This window comes from Candidatus Contubernalis alkalaceticus (assembly GCF_022558445.1).
Classification (GTDB): domain Bacteria; phylum Bacillota; class Dethiobacteria; order SKNC01; family SKNC01; genus Contubernalis; species Contubernalis alkaliaceticus.
In genome coordinates this window covers 409,461-422,487 of sequence record NZ_CP054699.1, presented here as the reverse complement: position 1 = coordinate 422,487, position 13,027 = coordinate 409,461, and the positions used below count along the sequence as shown (strand labels likewise).

At 43.0% G+C, this 13,027-nt stretch carries 21 protein-coding genes; 3 read left to right on the top strand and 18 right to left on the bottom strand.

Going from position 1 to position 13,027, the window contains the following annotated elements:
* Positions 1-145: 145 nt before the first annotated feature.
* Complete coding sequence (locus HUE98_RS02075; protein ID WP_241422234.1) at positions 146-862, bottom strand: N-acetylmuramoyl-L-alanine amidase; 717 nt, start codon at positions 860-862, stop codon at positions 146-148.
* Positions 863-1,109: 247 nt separating this feature from the next.
* Between HUE98_RS02075 and HUE98_RS02070 the strand changes: the two genes are divergently transcribed.
* From HUE98_RS02070 to HUE98_RS02060, 3 genes are all read left to right on the top strand, one after another.
* Positions 1,110-1,694, top strand: coding sequence for a chromate transporter (locus HUE98_RS02070; RefSeq protein WP_241422233.1), 585 nt, complete (start codon positions 1,110-1,112; stop codon positions 1,692-1,694).
* A 15-nt stretch (positions 1,695-1,709) separates the two neighbouring features.
* A complete protein-coding gene (locus HUE98_RS02065) occupies positions 1,710-2,237 on the top strand; it encodes a chromate transporter (protein WP_241422232.1) in 528 nt (175 codons plus the stop codon).
* A gap of 134 nt (positions 2,238-2,371) precedes the next feature.
* Entirely contained in the window at positions 2,372-2,578 is a 207-nt protein-coding gene (locus HUE98_RS02060; RefSeq protein WP_241422231.1) for a hypothetical protein, read from the top strand.
* 55 nt (positions 2,579-2,633) lie between these two features.
* Here the strand turns inward: HUE98_RS02060 and rpsI are convergent, their stop codons facing one another.
* From rpsI to rplO, 17 genes are all read right to left on the bottom strand, one after another.
* Positions 2,634-3,026 carry a 30S ribosomal protein S9 gene (gene rpsI / locus HUE98_RS02055; protein WP_241422230.1) on the bottom strand — a complete coding sequence of 131 codons (393 nt, stop codon included), beginning with the start codon at positions 3,024-3,026 and terminating at the stop codon, positions 2,634-2,636.
* Between the two features lie 36 nt (positions 3,027-3,062).
* A complete protein-coding gene (gene rplM / locus HUE98_RS02050; RefSeq protein ID WP_241422229.1) occupies positions 3,063-3,494 on the bottom strand; it encodes a 50S ribosomal protein L13 in 432 nt (143 codons plus the stop codon).
* Between the two features lie 143 nt (positions 3,495-3,637).
* Entirely contained in the window at positions 3,638-4,372 is a 735-nt protein-coding gene (gene truA / locus HUE98_RS02045) for a tRNA pseudouridine(38-40) synthase TruA (RefSeq protein WP_241422228.1), read from the bottom strand.
* 55 nt (positions 4,373-4,427) lie between these two features.
* Positions 4,428-5,225, bottom strand: coding sequence for an energy-coupling factor transporter transmembrane component T family protein (locus tag HUE98_RS02040; RefSeq protein WP_241422227.1), 798 nt, complete (start codon positions 5,223-5,225; stop codon positions 4,428-4,430).
* On the bottom strand, positions 5,222-6,094 hold the full coding sequence (locus HUE98_RS02035) for an energy-coupling factor transporter ATPase (RefSeq protein ID WP_241422226.1): 873 nt from the start codon (positions 6,092-6,094) through the stop codon (positions 5,222-5,224). Before HUE98_RS02035 ends, HUE98_RS02040 begins: the two co-directional genes overlap by 4 nt.
* The gene (locus tag HUE98_RS02030) at positions 6,079-6,924 is read right to left on the bottom strand and encodes an energy-coupling factor transporter ATPase (RefSeq protein WP_241422225.1); all 846 of its coding nucleotides are present in this window, start codon (positions 6,922-6,924) and stop codon (positions 6,079-6,081) included. Before HUE98_RS02030 ends, HUE98_RS02035 begins: the two co-directional genes overlap by 16 nt.
* 31 nt (positions 6,925-6,955) lie before the next feature.
* Positions 6,956-7,294: a 50S ribosomal protein L17 gene (gene rplQ, locus HUE98_RS02025; protein ID WP_241422224.1), complete on the bottom strand. Its 339-nt coding sequence runs from the start codon at positions 7,292-7,294 to the stop codon at positions 6,956-6,958.
* Positions 7,295-7,311: 17 nt separating this feature from the next.
* On the bottom strand, positions 7,312-8,259 hold the full coding sequence (locus HUE98_RS02020; protein WP_241422223.1) for a DNA-directed RNA polymerase subunit alpha: 948 nt from the start codon (positions 8,257-8,259) through the stop codon (positions 7,312-7,314).
* Positions 8,260-8,311: 52 nt separating this feature from the next.
* On the bottom strand, positions 8,312-8,941 hold the full coding sequence (gene rpsD / locus HUE98_RS02015) for a 30S ribosomal protein S4 (RefSeq protein WP_241422222.1): 630 nt from the start codon (positions 8,939-8,941) through the stop codon (positions 8,312-8,314).
* 33 nt (positions 8,942-8,974) lie between these two features.
* On the bottom strand, positions 8,975-9,367 hold the full coding sequence (gene rpsK, locus HUE98_RS02010; RefSeq protein WP_241422221.1) for a 30S ribosomal protein S11: 393 nt from the start codon (positions 9,365-9,367) through the stop codon (positions 8,975-8,977).
* 14 nt (positions 9,368-9,381) lie between these two features.
* Positions 9,382-9,756 carry a 30S ribosomal protein S13 gene (gene rpsM / locus HUE98_RS02005; protein ID WP_241422220.1) on the bottom strand — a complete coding sequence of 125 codons (375 nt, stop codon included), beginning with the start codon at positions 9,754-9,756 and terminating at the stop codon, positions 9,382-9,384.
* An 83-nt stretch (positions 9,757-9,839) separates the two neighbouring features.
* Positions 9,840-9,953 (bottom strand): 50S ribosomal protein L36, encoded by a 114-nt coding sequence (gene rpmJ / locus HUE98_RS02000; protein ID WP_241422219.1) that lies wholly within the window; start codon positions 9,951-9,953, stop codon positions 9,840-9,842.
* Positions 9,954-9,965: 12 nt separating this feature from the next.
* A complete protein-coding gene (infA, locus tag HUE98_RS01995; RefSeq protein ID WP_241422218.1) occupies positions 9,966-10,184 on the bottom strand; it encodes a translation initiation factor IF-1 in 219 nt (72 codons plus the stop codon).
* Positions 10,185-10,206: 22 nt separating this feature from the next.
* Positions 10,207-10,491: a KOW domain-containing RNA-binding protein gene (locus HUE98_RS01990; protein WP_241422217.1), complete on the bottom strand. Its 285-nt coding sequence runs from the start codon at positions 10,489-10,491 to the stop codon at positions 10,207-10,209.
* Positions 10,492-10,522: 31 nt separating this feature from the next.
* On the bottom strand, positions 10,523-11,278 hold the full coding sequence (gene map / locus HUE98_RS01985) for a type I methionyl aminopeptidase (RefSeq protein ID WP_241422216.1): 756 nt from the start codon (positions 11,276-11,278) through the stop codon (positions 10,523-10,525).
* Between the two features lie 15 nt (positions 11,279-11,293).
* A complete protein-coding gene (gene secY / locus HUE98_RS01980; RefSeq protein ID WP_241422215.1) occupies positions 11,294-12,550 on the bottom strand; it encodes a preprotein translocase subunit SecY in 1,257 nt (418 codons plus the stop codon).
* 3 nt (positions 12,551-12,553) lie between these two features.
* A complete protein-coding gene (rplO, locus tag HUE98_RS01975) occupies positions 12,554-12,994 on the bottom strand; it encodes a 50S ribosomal protein L15 (RefSeq protein WP_241422214.1) in 441 nt (146 codons plus the stop codon).
* Positions 12,995-13,027 lie beyond the last annotated feature (33 nt).

Below are 13,027 nucleotides of genomic sequence, written 5' to 3'. Positions count from 1 at the left end.
ATATATACAAAAAATGGTTGGTGCAAGTTTTGAAGTGAATCATATATTTAACTTAAAAAAGAACGGCTAATTGCCGCTCCAGAATTTTTTCTATACATTTACAGGACAGTATTCCTTTTTTAAAAAAGATGTAAAAAAAAAGAAATTAATCTGACTCAAAGTAATTCACCAGACCCCCGTAAATACTCCAGGCCAATTTTATTTGGTATTCTGGGTCCATTAAAAGCCTGGCTTCGGTAGGATTAGACAAAAAGCCTAATTCGATTACAACTCCAGGCATAGAAGATTCCCGAAGAAGAACATAATCACCGGGCTTTATCATTCTATCCGTATTCTGAAGAACCCTGATCATCTCCTTTTGGATTAGCTCAGCCAAAGCTTTTCCCTCTTCGTCCCCCTCCTGGTAAAAAGTCTGGGCACCGGACCAATAACTAGAAGATATTGCATTAGAATGAATGCTGATAATTAAGTCAGCTTTGCTCTCTTCAATAATAACCAGACGATTTTTCATGTCCAGCTTCTTTTTTGGGCCTGCTGCAGCCTGTAAAAAATCCATATCAATTTCCCGGGTCATCACCACCCGGGCTCCACCCTGCTGAAGGTAATCCCTTAAAACCAGAGAAATCGCCAGGTTAACATCCTTTTCTGCAAAATCATTCCTTCCAACTCCCGGATCGTATCCACCATGTCCTGGATCCACCACAATTGTTCTGCCCTGCAGGGGCAAAAAAGTGACTGCCGATTCAATATTTTTTTTAGCAAAATTCCACACCATTGAACTGCCTATCATTAAAATAAATAATAAAATAATGGCCAATTTTTTGGAACGCTTTTTTGGAGAAAAGAAATATACTATTTTCACTCTACTCCATCCCCACCTTAACTAAATTCTTTGTTATAATCTATTATATGAAAACGAGAATAATACCTGACTTTGTAAACATATATCCCTAGTGTTATAATTAATGGTGGACTCATTTCAGCAAGCTGAAACAATCGGAGAATCAGGTGGAGTCTCTACTCCACCAGTTTTTAAGCCCCACCTACGCGAACGCTAAGAGGTGGGGGTCCTATATCCTAAAAAGAGATAAATTTCAGGGAGAACAAACATGTCCCAAGACAGGGAATTATCATCTGAACAAAAGGAAAAGGAAAGTGTTTACAAGAAGTTTCTACATATTTTTATTATCTTTTTTAAAATAGGTGCCTTTACCTTTGGGGGAGGACTGGCTATGCTGCCTTTAGTTAAGCAGGAGATTGTAGATAAAAAGAAATGGGTATCCCCCCAAGAGTTTGTGGACATTGTGGCCGTTGCCATGACCGCTCCAGGTGCCATCATTATAAACAGTGCAGTATATGTAGGTTATAAGATTATGGGTGCTTTTGGCTCACTGGCAGCTGTTCTAGGTGCTGCAATCCCTTCCTTTACAGTTATTTTAATAATTGCTGCCTTCTTCCTGCAGTTTCAGAATCTTCCCGGGGTTGAAGCGGTGTTCAGTGGGATTCGCCCGGCAGTGGGAGCTTTTATTGCCGCTGCTGTCTTTAAAGTTGGCAGGCCCACTGTAACCAATATAAAAAGCCTGGCATTTATTATCTCGTTCTTACTGATTGCCCTGTTTTTAGAGTTCAATCCTATATTAATCATTGTAATAGGGGTCCTCACCGGTTTATTATTTTATCGAAATGAAGAATAGCACGGGGGATTGTTTATGCTGCTTTTAAATATTTTTATGAGCTTTCTAAAGGTAGGTTTGTTCAGTTTTGGAGGAGGCTATGTAATGCTGCCCCTTATTGAAAAAGAAGTGATTCGGACAAACGCCTGGCTCACCTATAATGAATTCATAGATATTATTGCCATAGCAGAGATGACCCCAGGGCCCATCGCCATTAACCTGGCTACTTTTGTAGGTTTTCGGGTTGGCGGCATCCCTGGAGCCCTGGCTTCAACCCTGGGGGTAGTCCTCCCTTCCTTCGTTATTATCCTAATTATTGCCCGGTTTTTACAGAAGTTTTATAAGCTCCCTTTAGTCCAGGCAGCCTTTAAAGGGCTTAGGCCAGCTGTCATTGCTTTGATCAGCCTGGCAGCCATCACTATTATCCAGTCCACTGTTACCCTGGAAGACCTGAGAAGCGTTTTCATCGCTCTAGGAAGTTTTTTACTATTAAGTTTAACCCGTCTTAACCCCATACTAATCATCATGGCAGCCGGCGTTGCGGGTTTTATATTATACGGTTGAACCTCCTACTACACATGTGCTTAGAGGTGGGGCCTTTAAGGTTTCACTTTCAAAAACATCTAAGAAAAAGCTCTGTTTTAATGATTTTGCTATATTTAGTATGATTAATTTTTCTAAAGAAAGGAGGACTGGATATGACTGTCCCCAAAAAAATTGAACCCCTCCAGTGCGGACTTATTTTTGGCATAGCAGGGGGTGCCACTTTTGCTATTTCTGCAACTTACTTTAATTACTTGAGAGATGGGAGTTATTCCTGGATAGGCCTTGTGGGTGGTATCGTATGGTTTATAACTACTATGGCAATTTCACTTTATGCCTCAAAAATCTCGAAAAACAAGTAATTTTTTCAAAATAAGTACAATAAAAAAATACCAGCGCTCACTGGTATTTTTCTCTTTATCTTTTGGAAAACTGAGGGGCTCGTCGAGCTTTTTTTAGTCCATATTTCTTTCTTTCCGTCATTCTGGGGTCCCGGGTCAAGAAACCTGCTTTTTTTAGCATGGGACGCATGTCCTGATCCGCTAACAAAAGGGCCCTGGCAATTCCGTGCCGGATTGCACCTGCCTGACCGGAGTTTCCGCCCCCCTCAACCTTGGCGATTACATCAAAACTATCAATTGTTTTTGTTAAAGTCAGGGGCTGTTTTACAATAAGTTTAAGGGTTTCCAATCCAAAATATTCATCCAGGGGTAAATCATTTATAATTATGCGACCGTCGCCGGGAACCAACCGGACCCTGGCAACTGATCTTTTCCTTCTTCCAGTTCCATAATACTGTACCTGTGCCATTTCTCTCCTCCTTTCTTGAGAAATCTAAAAGGTCATCTAAAAGCTCCAGACTTCAGGTCTTTGAGCTTCTTGAGTATGTTTGTCGTCCCGGTACACTCTTAACTTCTTTAACATCGCCCTTCCTAGACGATTATGGGGAATCATTCCTTTAACAGCCTTATACATGGCCAGTTCAGGTTTTTGTTTCATAAGAACATCATACCCTATCGTCTTTAATCCGCCGGGATATCCGGTATGACGGTAGTATTTTTTCTGCTGCAGTTTACTTCCTGTCAACAGTGCTTTTTCTGCATTGATCACGATTACATGATCCCCTGTATCCACGTGGGGCGTAAATATGGGTTTGTGTTTGCCTCTTAGAAGCCGGGCAACTTCAGTAGCAACTCTTCCCAAGGGTTTGCCTGCAGCATCAATGATGTACCATTTTCTTTCCACTTCATGTGCTTTTGCCATTTGAGTAGTACGCATATATTATCCCTCCTTTAACACCGCTTTTAGCTGGGGTAATGTTTTTATAATTTAATCCACACAAACGTATTTTATTATAATTTAACCTTAACTGTCAAGTAGAAGCCATTTTAAATGACTACATTTATCCACTTTAATTTTATCTAATAGTATACTTTTTCTAAACAAAGCCCTCTGGCCGGCACTGTGGGACCAGCTGCCTGCCTGTGCCCCGAGGTAATAATTAAAGAAACATCCCGGGGACTCATTCTACCCTTACCTGTTTCCAAAAGGGTTCCGACAATAATTCTGACCATATTATAGAGAAATCCATCCGCTTCAATAACAAAACGCAGCATATGGCCTTCCTCTTCCCAAAAAGCTTTTTTTATTTCTCTCTCTTTATTTTTTACACAGCTTTTAGATGAACAAAAAGCTGAAAAATTATGTTTCCCCAAAAAATATTTCGAAGCCTGGTCCATACTACTGACATCCAAGGGTCCTGGCAGATGATATGAATAAAGACGATTCATTACTGAATGAAATTCTGCCTGATCTACAAGATATGAATATATTTTACTCCTGGCATCAAACCGAGCATGAAATTCTTTTGAAACAATTTCCGCCGTTAAGACCCTGATATCACCTGGAAGCAGAGAATTTAGAGCATAGGAAATTCGGTCTATGGGAATTTCAAAGGGAGCATAGTAATTTGCCACTTGACCCCGGGCATGAACTCCGGAGTCGGTCCTTCCAGATCCAGTTACTGGAGTAACATCACCATAGACTCTATGAAGGGCTCTCTCTAAAACCTCCTGAATACTTATGGCGTTTCTCTGCCTTTGGAATCCATGGTAGAGGGTACCGTCATAGGCCAGGGTAAGTTTCACATTCAACATATCCCTTCCACCCCTTAACCAACAGATAATAAATACATACTACCGGCTGCATCCACTATAGCCCAGTCACGATAAACAGCATAAAAACACTGGCCACAAAGGTTAATGCATAGTAGTCCCTGGGGGAAAGCTGCAGATTATGCAGTCTGGTTCTACCTTCCCCACCCCGGTAACATCTGGCTTCCATGGCTGAAGCCAATTCATCAGCTCTTCTAAATGCACTTACAAACAGCGGCACCATCAGTGGGATCATGTTCCTGGCCCTCTCCACAATGCTGCCCCGGTTAAAGTCTGCTCCCCTGGCTAACTGCGCTTTCATAATCTTATCACTTTCTAAAATCAGTATAGGTATAAAGCGCAGTGAAATAGTCATCATCATAGCCACCTCATGAGCAGGCACCCCAATTTTTTTCAACGGGCTCAGCAGATACTCAATCCCGTCAGTCAAGGCAATGGGCGAGGTAGTCAAGGTTAATAAGGAAGTAGTGATTACAAGTATTATCAACCTCAGTGTCATGAATAGGCCGGTCACTAACCCATCGGCTTCTACAGTTAAGGGTCCTATGGACAATAATACCTCTCCTCCCTTAGTGAAAAAAGCATGAAGGAAAAGAGTAAAGCTGATAATAATTAATATAGGTCTTAAACTTTTTAAAAAAAATCTTACGGGAAGCCGACTTCCCTTTATCATCCCCAAAGTGATTATCCCAATGAAAAAAAACCCATAGAACGTCTTCACAAAAAATATTAACACCATATAAAAAAACAATAACACTATTTTCATGCGTGGATCCAGGTCGTGCAGTAAAGATTTTGCCGGATAATACTGTCCCATGGTAATATCTTTAATCATGGTTTTTCACCCTGCTTTTCCAGAAACTCCGTTACTATTTCTCTCCTGGCTTCCTCTACACTAAAAACCTCAGTCCTGACTCCTTTGCCTTTATTTTTTAGCTCCAGCATCAGTCGGGTGACCTGAGGTATCCCTAGCCCTATTGACATTAATTTTTCTGCTTCTCTAAAAACCTCCGCGGGGCTTCCATCCATTACAATTTGACCCTTCTCCATAACCACCAGTCGATTGGCCAACTGGGCTACCTCTTCCATGTTATGGGAAACAAAAATCACCGTTATGCCAGCTTGTCGGTGGAATTGTTTCACCTGCTCCAGAAGCATTTTCCTGCCCCGGGGATCAAGCCCGGAGGAAGGCTCATCCATGACCAGGATTTCCGGCTCCATGGACAATACTCCTGCCATGGCAGCTCTCCTCATTTCACCCCGGCTGAGGTTAAAGGGAGAACGTCCGCTAAACTCCTTAAAATCAAGGTTAACCATCTTCAGTGCTTTTTCTACCCTTCGTTCCACTTCTTCCTCCTTCAAGCCCATTTTCCTGGGGCCGAAGGCCACATCTTCAAACACCGTCTCGCCGAAGAGCTGTTCTTCAGGATACTGAAATACCAATCCAACCTTCTGTCTAATTTCTCTCCAGTCTACTTCCTGCTCCCCATAAAGATCCCTGCCCTTAAACAGTACAGTTCCCTCCGTAGGTTTCAAAAGTCCGTTCAGGTGCTGCACCAATGTAGTTTTTCCTGAACCGGTGCGGCCGATCAGGCCTAAAAAATCCCCCTGGCAGACCTCCAGGTTTACTTTATTCAGAGCCCAATGCTCATAAGGGCTTCCGGACATATAAATATGGGTCAAATCCTTTACCTGGATGAGCATAAATAGTTCACCAGTTCCTCAGTTTCTAAAATATCTTCCGGCAGTTCATGAAATCCCTGTTCCTTTCGTAAGAGAAGTGCCAATTCGGTTACCTGGGGGACATCTAAACCCAGTTCCCTTAATTTTTCTACCTGGGGAAAAATTTTTCTGGGAGACCCCTCCATGACAATTCTTCCCTGCTCCATAACCACAATACGGTCAGCAGTCACGGCCTCTTCCATGAAGTGCGTGATATAAACCACGGAAATATTTTCATTCTCATTCAATTCCTTTACCGTCTGAAGCACTTCCAGTCGGCCCTCTGGATCCAGCAGTGCCGTAGGCTCATCTAAAACTAAACACCGAGGGCGCATAGAGATTACTGCGGCAATAGCCACCTTTTGTTTTTGTCCCCCAGACAGAAAATGAGGAGGCCGTTTTGCTAGCTCTGGAATTCCTACTCTTTTTAGGGCTTCATCTACCCGTTCCCTAATAATTTTTGAAGGAAGCCCTAAGTTTTCCGGACCGAATGCCACATCATCCTCCACCGTGGTGCCTACAATTTGATTGTCTGGATTTTGAAATACCATCCCTGCATTTTGTCTGATCTTCCAAAGGCTTTGGGGATTATCCGTGGACAAGTTGTCCACTATTACTCTGCCCCTGGAGGGGATTAGAAGGGCATTTATTAGTCTGGCCAGTGTGGACTTTCCAGAACCATTATGTCCCAACACCACCAAAAACTCCCCTTCTTCAACTTTTAAGGTGACATCCTCCAGGGCTAAAACCTCATCTTCCCTGCCTTGATTATAGATATAACTAACCCCTTGAAACTGGATTATTTCCTGCAAATTTAATCACCTTATTCTATTGAATCTTAAATTACACCAATTCAAGGATGGCCATAGGGGCAGAATCTCCCCTGCGGGGCCCTTTTTTTAACACTCTGGTGTAGCCACCCTGACGGTCCTCATATTTGGGCGCAATATCGTGAAACAATTTATATACGGCATCTTCGTCCAGCATATAGCTTAAAGCCTGGCGCTGAGCATGCAGATCGCCCCTCTTGCCCAGGGTAATCATCTTATCAGCAATTCTTCTAACAGTTTTTGCCTTGGCCTCTGTAGTTTCAATTCTTTCCGCAAGTATCAAGGAGGTAACCATATTTCTAAGCATTGCCCTCCGCTGATTGCTGCTGCGGCCAAATTTCCTGTAAGCCATTTTCATTCCACCTTTCCTTATTCGTTGCTGGCCTTTAAGGACAGGTTCAACTCTGCCAGTTTGTTCTGTACCTCTTCTAGAGATTTCTTACCCAGGTTACGTACTTTCATCATATCGTCTTCGGCTTTAAGAATGAGTTCCTGTACGCTGTTAATGCCTGCCCTTTTCAGACAGTTGTAAGAACGAACTGACAAGTCAAGTTCCTCTATGGTCATTTCTAAAATTTTGCCCTTTTCATCCTCTTCTTTTTCCACCATTATTTCCACATCGTTAATTTCCTTGGTGAGGTTTACAAAGAGATTGAAATGTTCGTTGAGTATCTTGGCGCCCAGGCTGATGGCTTCGTCCGGTCGGATACTTCCGTCGGTCCATACCTCTACCGTAAGCTTATCATAGTCGGTTATCTGACCTACTCGGGTATCTTCTACCTGGTAATTTACTTTGCTGATAGGAGTAAAAATGGAATCAACGGGAATGATACCAATGGGCTGGTTAGGTTTTTTATTCCTTTCCGCCGGGATATACCCTCTTCCATTTTCTGCCACAATCTCCATATAGAGACTGGCCCCTTTTTCCAGAGTAGCAATGACCAGATCAGGACTCAATATTTCCACCGAGGGAGGTAATTTAATATCCCCAGCAGTAACAACCCCATCCCGATCCGTTTCCACAATTAAAGTCTGTGGTTCGGAATCACTAATTTTCATGGACAATTTTTTTAGATTGAGGATAATCTCAGCAGTATCCTCCAGTACTCCGGGGATAACTGAAAACTCATGCAGAACACCCTCAATTTTGATGGAAGTTATTGCAGATCCAGGAAGGGAAGACAAAAGAATTCTTCTCAGGGAATTCCCTAAGGTGATTCCGTATCCTCTCTCCAAAGGCTCTATTGTAAATTTACCATAAGAGTTACTCTCGTCCGTATAGACACACTCAATTCTCGGTTTTTCAATTTCAATCATTCAATCAAACCTCCTCTAATAAGTTCATAAAAACCTTCTGAGGGGCATATTTTTAACGGGAGTAAAGTTCGATAATTAAATGCTCACTGATAGGAATATCAATTTCCTCTCGAATAGGCAGACGAACTACCCTGCCCTTCCAGTTTTCTGCATCCAATTCCAACCATTCCGGCTGGGACCTTTGTTCAGCAATTTCCCAAAGCTCCTTAAATCTGGGGGAGTTACGGCTTTTTTCCCGTACAGAGATTTCATCCCCAGGGCTTACCAAATAAGATGGAATATTCACCTTATGATTATTTACCCGGAAATGGCCGTGGGTAATCATCTGTCTGGCTTCATTCCTAGAGCCGGCAAAACCCAAACGGTAAACTACGTTGTCCAGCCTGCTTTCCAGGATCTGCAGCAGAGTTTCCCCGGTTACCCCTTTAATTCGCTCAGCTTTCTTAAAATAGTTTCTAAACTGTTTTTCTAAAACTCCATAGATTCTTCTGGCTTTCTGTTTTTCCCTTAACTGTAGTCCAAATTCTGATACTTTGCCCCGCCGGGACTGTCCATGCTGACCGGGGGCATATGTTCTCCGGTCAACGGCACACTTATCTGTGTAGCACCTTTCACCCTTTAAATAGAGTTTTAGTCCTTCACGGCGGCAAAGTCTGCAAACAGACTCTTTGTATCTCGCCATACGTTACTGTTGCACCTCCTTAGATATTTCTATTTATACCCTTCTTCTCTTGGGCGGCCGGCATCCATTATGAGGTATAGGTGTTACATCCTTAATGAGATTAACCTCAAGACCTGCTGCCTGCAGCGATCTGATGGCAGCCTCTCGACCTGCTCCGGGCCCCTTCACAAAAACCTCTACCTCTTTCAATCCATGCTCCATAGCTGCCCTGGCTGCGGCTTCAGCTGACATCTGGGCGGCATAAGGTGTAGACTTTCTGGAACCTTTAAATCCTACCGTCCCTGCGCTGGCCCAGGATATGCTGTTACCCTTCAAATCGGTAATAGATATTATAGTATTATTAAAGGTTGACTTGATATGAGCCACCCCATGTTCAATATTTTTACGCTCACGACGACGGGGTCGAGCGGTTCTTCTTTTGGCCATTCATTGTCCCCCCTTTATATTTTCTTTCTCCGGATTCCTACAGTACGCTTAGGGCCTTTTCTGGTCCGGGCGTTATTTTTTGTGGTTTGTCCCCTTACCGGTAACCCCCGGCGATGGCGAATGCCCCGGTAACTTCCAATCTCAATGAGCCTTTTTATGTTCATGGTTACTTCCCGACGAAGGTCTCCTTCGACTTTGTGCTGTTTCTCAATTATATCCCTGAGTCGAGCAATTTCATCCTCCGTAAGATCCCTAACCCGGGTACTGTCTTTAACCCCGGTCTCACTTAAGATATCTTGAGAAGTTTTCCTCCCAATCCCATATATATAGGTAAGGGCAATCTCCACCCTTTTATCTCTTGGTAAATCCACTCCGGCTATTCTTGCCACATTTCCACCTCCTTTTAGTTATAAAAGTAGACAAATTAATAAAGTACCCCTTTTTAACATAAAATATACATAATTATTAGCAGCTAACCCTGTTTTTGTTTATGCTTAGGGTTTTCGCAAATAACCATGACTTTTCCTTTTCTTTTGATTATCTTGCATTTCTCGCAGATTTTTTTAACGGATGGTCTGACTTTCATCCCTATGCCTCCTTATTTATAACGATAAGTGATGCGGCCCCGGGTCAAATCATATGGTGATAACTCCATTAAAACCCTATCCCCGGGTAGTATTCGAATAAAATGCATTCTTATTTTACCGGATACATGGGCTAATATTTTGTGTCCCCCATCGATTTCTACCCTGAACATGGCATTAGGTAAAGGTTCCACCACAGTACCCTCAACTTCAATCACGTCTTTTTTGGACATCAGGTAGTAAAAACCTCCCTTTTCAATGCTGCCTGGTTTTCTTCTGCAGCAGCTTATTCAATGTTTTAACCAGCTCATGGTCTTTTGACTGGTTTAAGTCCAGCCCCTTCCCTAACTCAAGGTCTACATAAGGGTAAATTTTAAGATGTTTAATATTTTTACGTTTTGAGCTGTTAATCTTACGGCTGCTTCCGTTAGCTACCTCCACAAACTTATCATCGATAATACGGGTTATAATATAATAACTTCCCCTGTCTCTTCCGGCATTTGAACAAACTAATTGGCCTATGACTGCAACTGAATTCATAACCAACACTCCTCTATCCATGGCCTGCCAATCAGCCGCCATTCAATTCCGTAAGAATTTCTATTCCTTCTTCCCCTATAGCCACAGTATGCTCAAAGTGCGCAGAAAGGCTGGTATCCTTGGTCACCACTGTCCAGTTGTCCTCCAGTGTCTCTACTTCCCAAGTCCCGATATTGATCATGGGCTCAATGGCCAGAACCATCCCTTTTTGTAGTTTAGGCCCACGACCCGGCCTTCCAAAATTTGGTATTTCTGGTTCCTCGTGCATGCTGGTGCCTATTCCATGGCCCACGTAATTTCTGACTACATGGTAGCCCCTGTCTTCAGCAAAGGTCTGGACCCCATGGGAAATATCAGATAGCCGATTGCCGATCCTGGCAAACTGGAGAGCATTGTACAGGGACCCCCGGGTTACCTCCAACAGCTCAGCTGCGGAATCATTAATTTCTCCCACCGGCAGCGTAACTGCGGCATCCCCATAATATCCCTTGTAGCATACACCCACATCAATACTGATAATTTCTCCACTTTTAAGTTTACGAATACTAGGAATACCGTGCACCACCTGTTCGTTGATGGAAGTGCAAATGCTGGCGGGGAAACCATTATATCCTTTAAAGGCAGGCTCACCCCCATGGGCTCTGATGTTTTTCTCTGCAATAAAATCCAGCTCAGCAGTGGTAATTCCCGGCACCACAGCCTGTGCCAAAATTTTATGGGTTAAGGCTACTATTCTGCCTGCTTCCCTCATAAGTTCAATTTCATGATCAGACTTTAAAGTAATCATCACCCAAAACCCCCGTTACTTTAAGAAACCTTGATAATGCCTGACTAAAAGGTGGCTTTCAATCTGTTTAACTGTCTCCAGAGATACACCTACTATGATTATAAGTCCGGTTCCGCTGAAAATCAGATTTAAATCCGTAACATTCTGTAAAATAATAGGTAACGTTGCGATTGCTGCCAGGGAAACAGCCCCCACCAGTATAACTCTAGACATGATTCTCTCTAAATACTCTGCCGTAGGCCTGCCGGGCCGCAATCCCGGAATAAAACCACCATGCTTTTTGACATTTTGAGATACTTCCACCGGATTAAATTGAACTGCCGTATAGAAGTAAGTGAAAAAGATAATGAACGCAAAATATAAAATCGTATTAATTGGAGAACCCCAATCCAACACCTCCGCAATACGTATGGTTATGGGGTGATTCACAAACTGTGCGAGGGTGGGTGGAAACATGAGAATAGATGAAGCGAAAATTACGGGAATCACTCCGGCCTGATTCACTTTAAGCGGTATATGCGTTGACTGGCCGCCATATACCTTGCGCCCCACAACCCTTTTTGAATACTGTACCGGAATACGGCGTTCTCCCTGGGTGAGCATAATGATAAAAACAACTAAAGCTAAGAAAAACAAACCGATAGCTAAAACTGACAGGATAGAGGTCTCTCCTACCCTGATCCTTTCAAACATCACCGCGGCTCCCTCAGGAAAACTGGCAATAATTCCGGCGAATATAATCAGTGAAATACCATTACCGATTCCCTTTTCGGAAATCTGTTCCCCTAACCACATTAAAAATGCTGTTCCCGCAGTCAGGGAAAAGATGATGGTAACGTAAGAAAGGAAACCGGGATTAATGATGGCCCCTCGGATAAGTCCGAAAGTCATGGCTGTGGCCGTAATAAAACCTAATACCACTGTAAGATAACGGATATATCGATTGATAATCTTTCTGCCCTCGTCCCCTTCTTTGGCCAACTCTTCCAGCTTGGGAATCACTACCTGCAAAAGCTGCATAATAATGGAGGCATTAATGTAAGGCGTAATACTCATGGCAAAGATTGTAAAGTTGCTGAGAGCGCCTCCTCCGATTACATTCAAAAAGCCAAACAAATTATCGCCCCGAAAGAATTCCTGCAGCTGAGCTACGTCGATTCCTGGAACCGGGACATGGGAACCCAATCGGAAAACAATAAACATCCCCAGTGTAAAGAGAATTCGGGTACGAAGCTCAGTTATTCTCCACGCGCTCCGAATTATATCCAACATAACTTATATCACCTCAGCCCTGCCGCCTGCAGCCTGGACTTTTTCTACTGCGTTTTTACTGAAATAATGCGCCCTTACTGTTAATTTCTTATTCAAATCTCCGTCCCCTAATATCTTAACACCATCTTTAACTGATTTAATAATACCCTCTTCCATCAACAGTTCAGGGGTAACTTCTGTGCCATCTTCAAAACAATTTAAAACCTTTATATTTACTTCAGCAATTTGTTTTTTGAATATATTGGTGAAACCTCTTTTGGGAAGCCGCTGCTGCAGAGGCATCTGTCCACCTTCAAAACCCGGCCTTACACCTCCACCAGAGCGAGATTTCTGCCCTTTATGGCCCTTACCGGCTGTTTTTCCCAGCCCTGAACCCAAACCACGGCCCTTTCTTTTGGCTTTCTGTCTAGCTCCCGGTGAACTCTTAAGCTCATGCAAGCGCATCTTGAACACCTCCTTTTCATGGTTGCTTCCTAA

Bases quoted from the DNA above. Each gene is read 5' to 3' on its own strand.
- map (WP_241422216.1), bottom strand. From the start codon at position 11,278: ATGATTACTTTAAAGTCTGATCATGAAATTGAACTTATGAGGGAAGCA.
- infA (WP_241422218.1), bottom strand. From the start codon at position 10,184: ATGTCCAAAAAAGACGTGATTGAAGTTGAGGGTACTGTGGTGGAACCT.
- rplM (WP_241422229.1), bottom strand. From the start codon at position 3,494: ATGCGTACTACTCAAATGGCAAAAGCACATGAAGTGGAAAGAAAATGG.
- secY (WP_241422215.1), bottom strand. From the start codon at position 12,550: ATGTTGGATATAATTCGGAGCGCGTGGAGAATAACTGAGCTTCGTACC.
- HUE98_RS02040 (WP_241422227.1), bottom strand. From the start codon at position 5,225: ATGATTAAAGATATTACCATGGGACAGTATTATCCGGCAAAATCTTTA.
- rplO (WP_241422214.1), bottom strand. From the start codon at position 12,994: ATGCGCTTGCATGAGCTTAAGAGTTCACCGGGAGCTAGACAGAAAGCC.
- rpsD (WP_241422222.1), bottom strand. From the start codon at position 8,941: ATGGCGAGATACAAAGAGTCTGTTTGCAGACTTTGCCGCCGTGAAGGA.
- rpsI (WP_241422230.1), bottom strand. From the start codon at position 3,026: ATGGCACAGGTACAGTATTATGGAACTGGAAGAAGGAAAAGATCAGTT.
- rpmJ (WP_241422219.1), bottom strand. From the start codon at position 9,953: ATGAAAGTCAGACCATCCGTTAAAAAAATCTGCGAGAAATGCAAGATA.
- HUE98_RS02035 (WP_241422226.1), bottom strand. From the start codon at position 6,094: ATGCTCATCCAGGTAAAGGATTTGACCCATATTTATATGTCCGGAAGC.
- rplQ (WP_241422224.1), bottom strand. From the start codon at position 7,294: ATGGCTTACAGGAAATTTGGCCGCAGCAGCAATCAGCGGAGGGCAATG.
- HUE98_RS02070 (WP_241422233.1), top strand. From the start codon at position 1,110: ATGTCCCAAGACAGGGAATTATCATCTGAACAAAAGGAAAAGGAAAGT.
- rpsK (WP_241422221.1), bottom strand. From the start codon at position 9,367: ATGGCCAAAAGAAGAACCGCTCGACCCCGTCGTCGTGAGCGTAAAAAT.
- HUE98_RS02020 (WP_241422223.1), bottom strand. From the start codon at position 8,259: ATGATTGAAATTGAAAAACCGAGAATTGAGTGTGTCTATACGGACGAG.
- HUE98_RS02060 (WP_241422231.1), top strand. From the start codon at position 2,372: ATGACTGTCCCCAAAAAAATTGAACCCCTCCAGTGCGGACTTATTTTT.
- HUE98_RS02065 (WP_241422232.1), top strand. From the start codon at position 1,710: ATGCTGCTTTTAAATATTTTTATGAGCTTTCTAAAGGTAGGTTTGTTC.
- truA (WP_241422228.1), bottom strand. From the start codon at position 4,372: ATGTTGAATGTGAAACTTACCCTGGCCTATGACGGTACCCTCTACCAT.
- HUE98_RS01990 (WP_241422217.1), bottom strand. From the start codon at position 10,491: ATGAATTCAGTTGCAGTCATAGGCCAATTAGTTTGTTCAAATGCCGGA.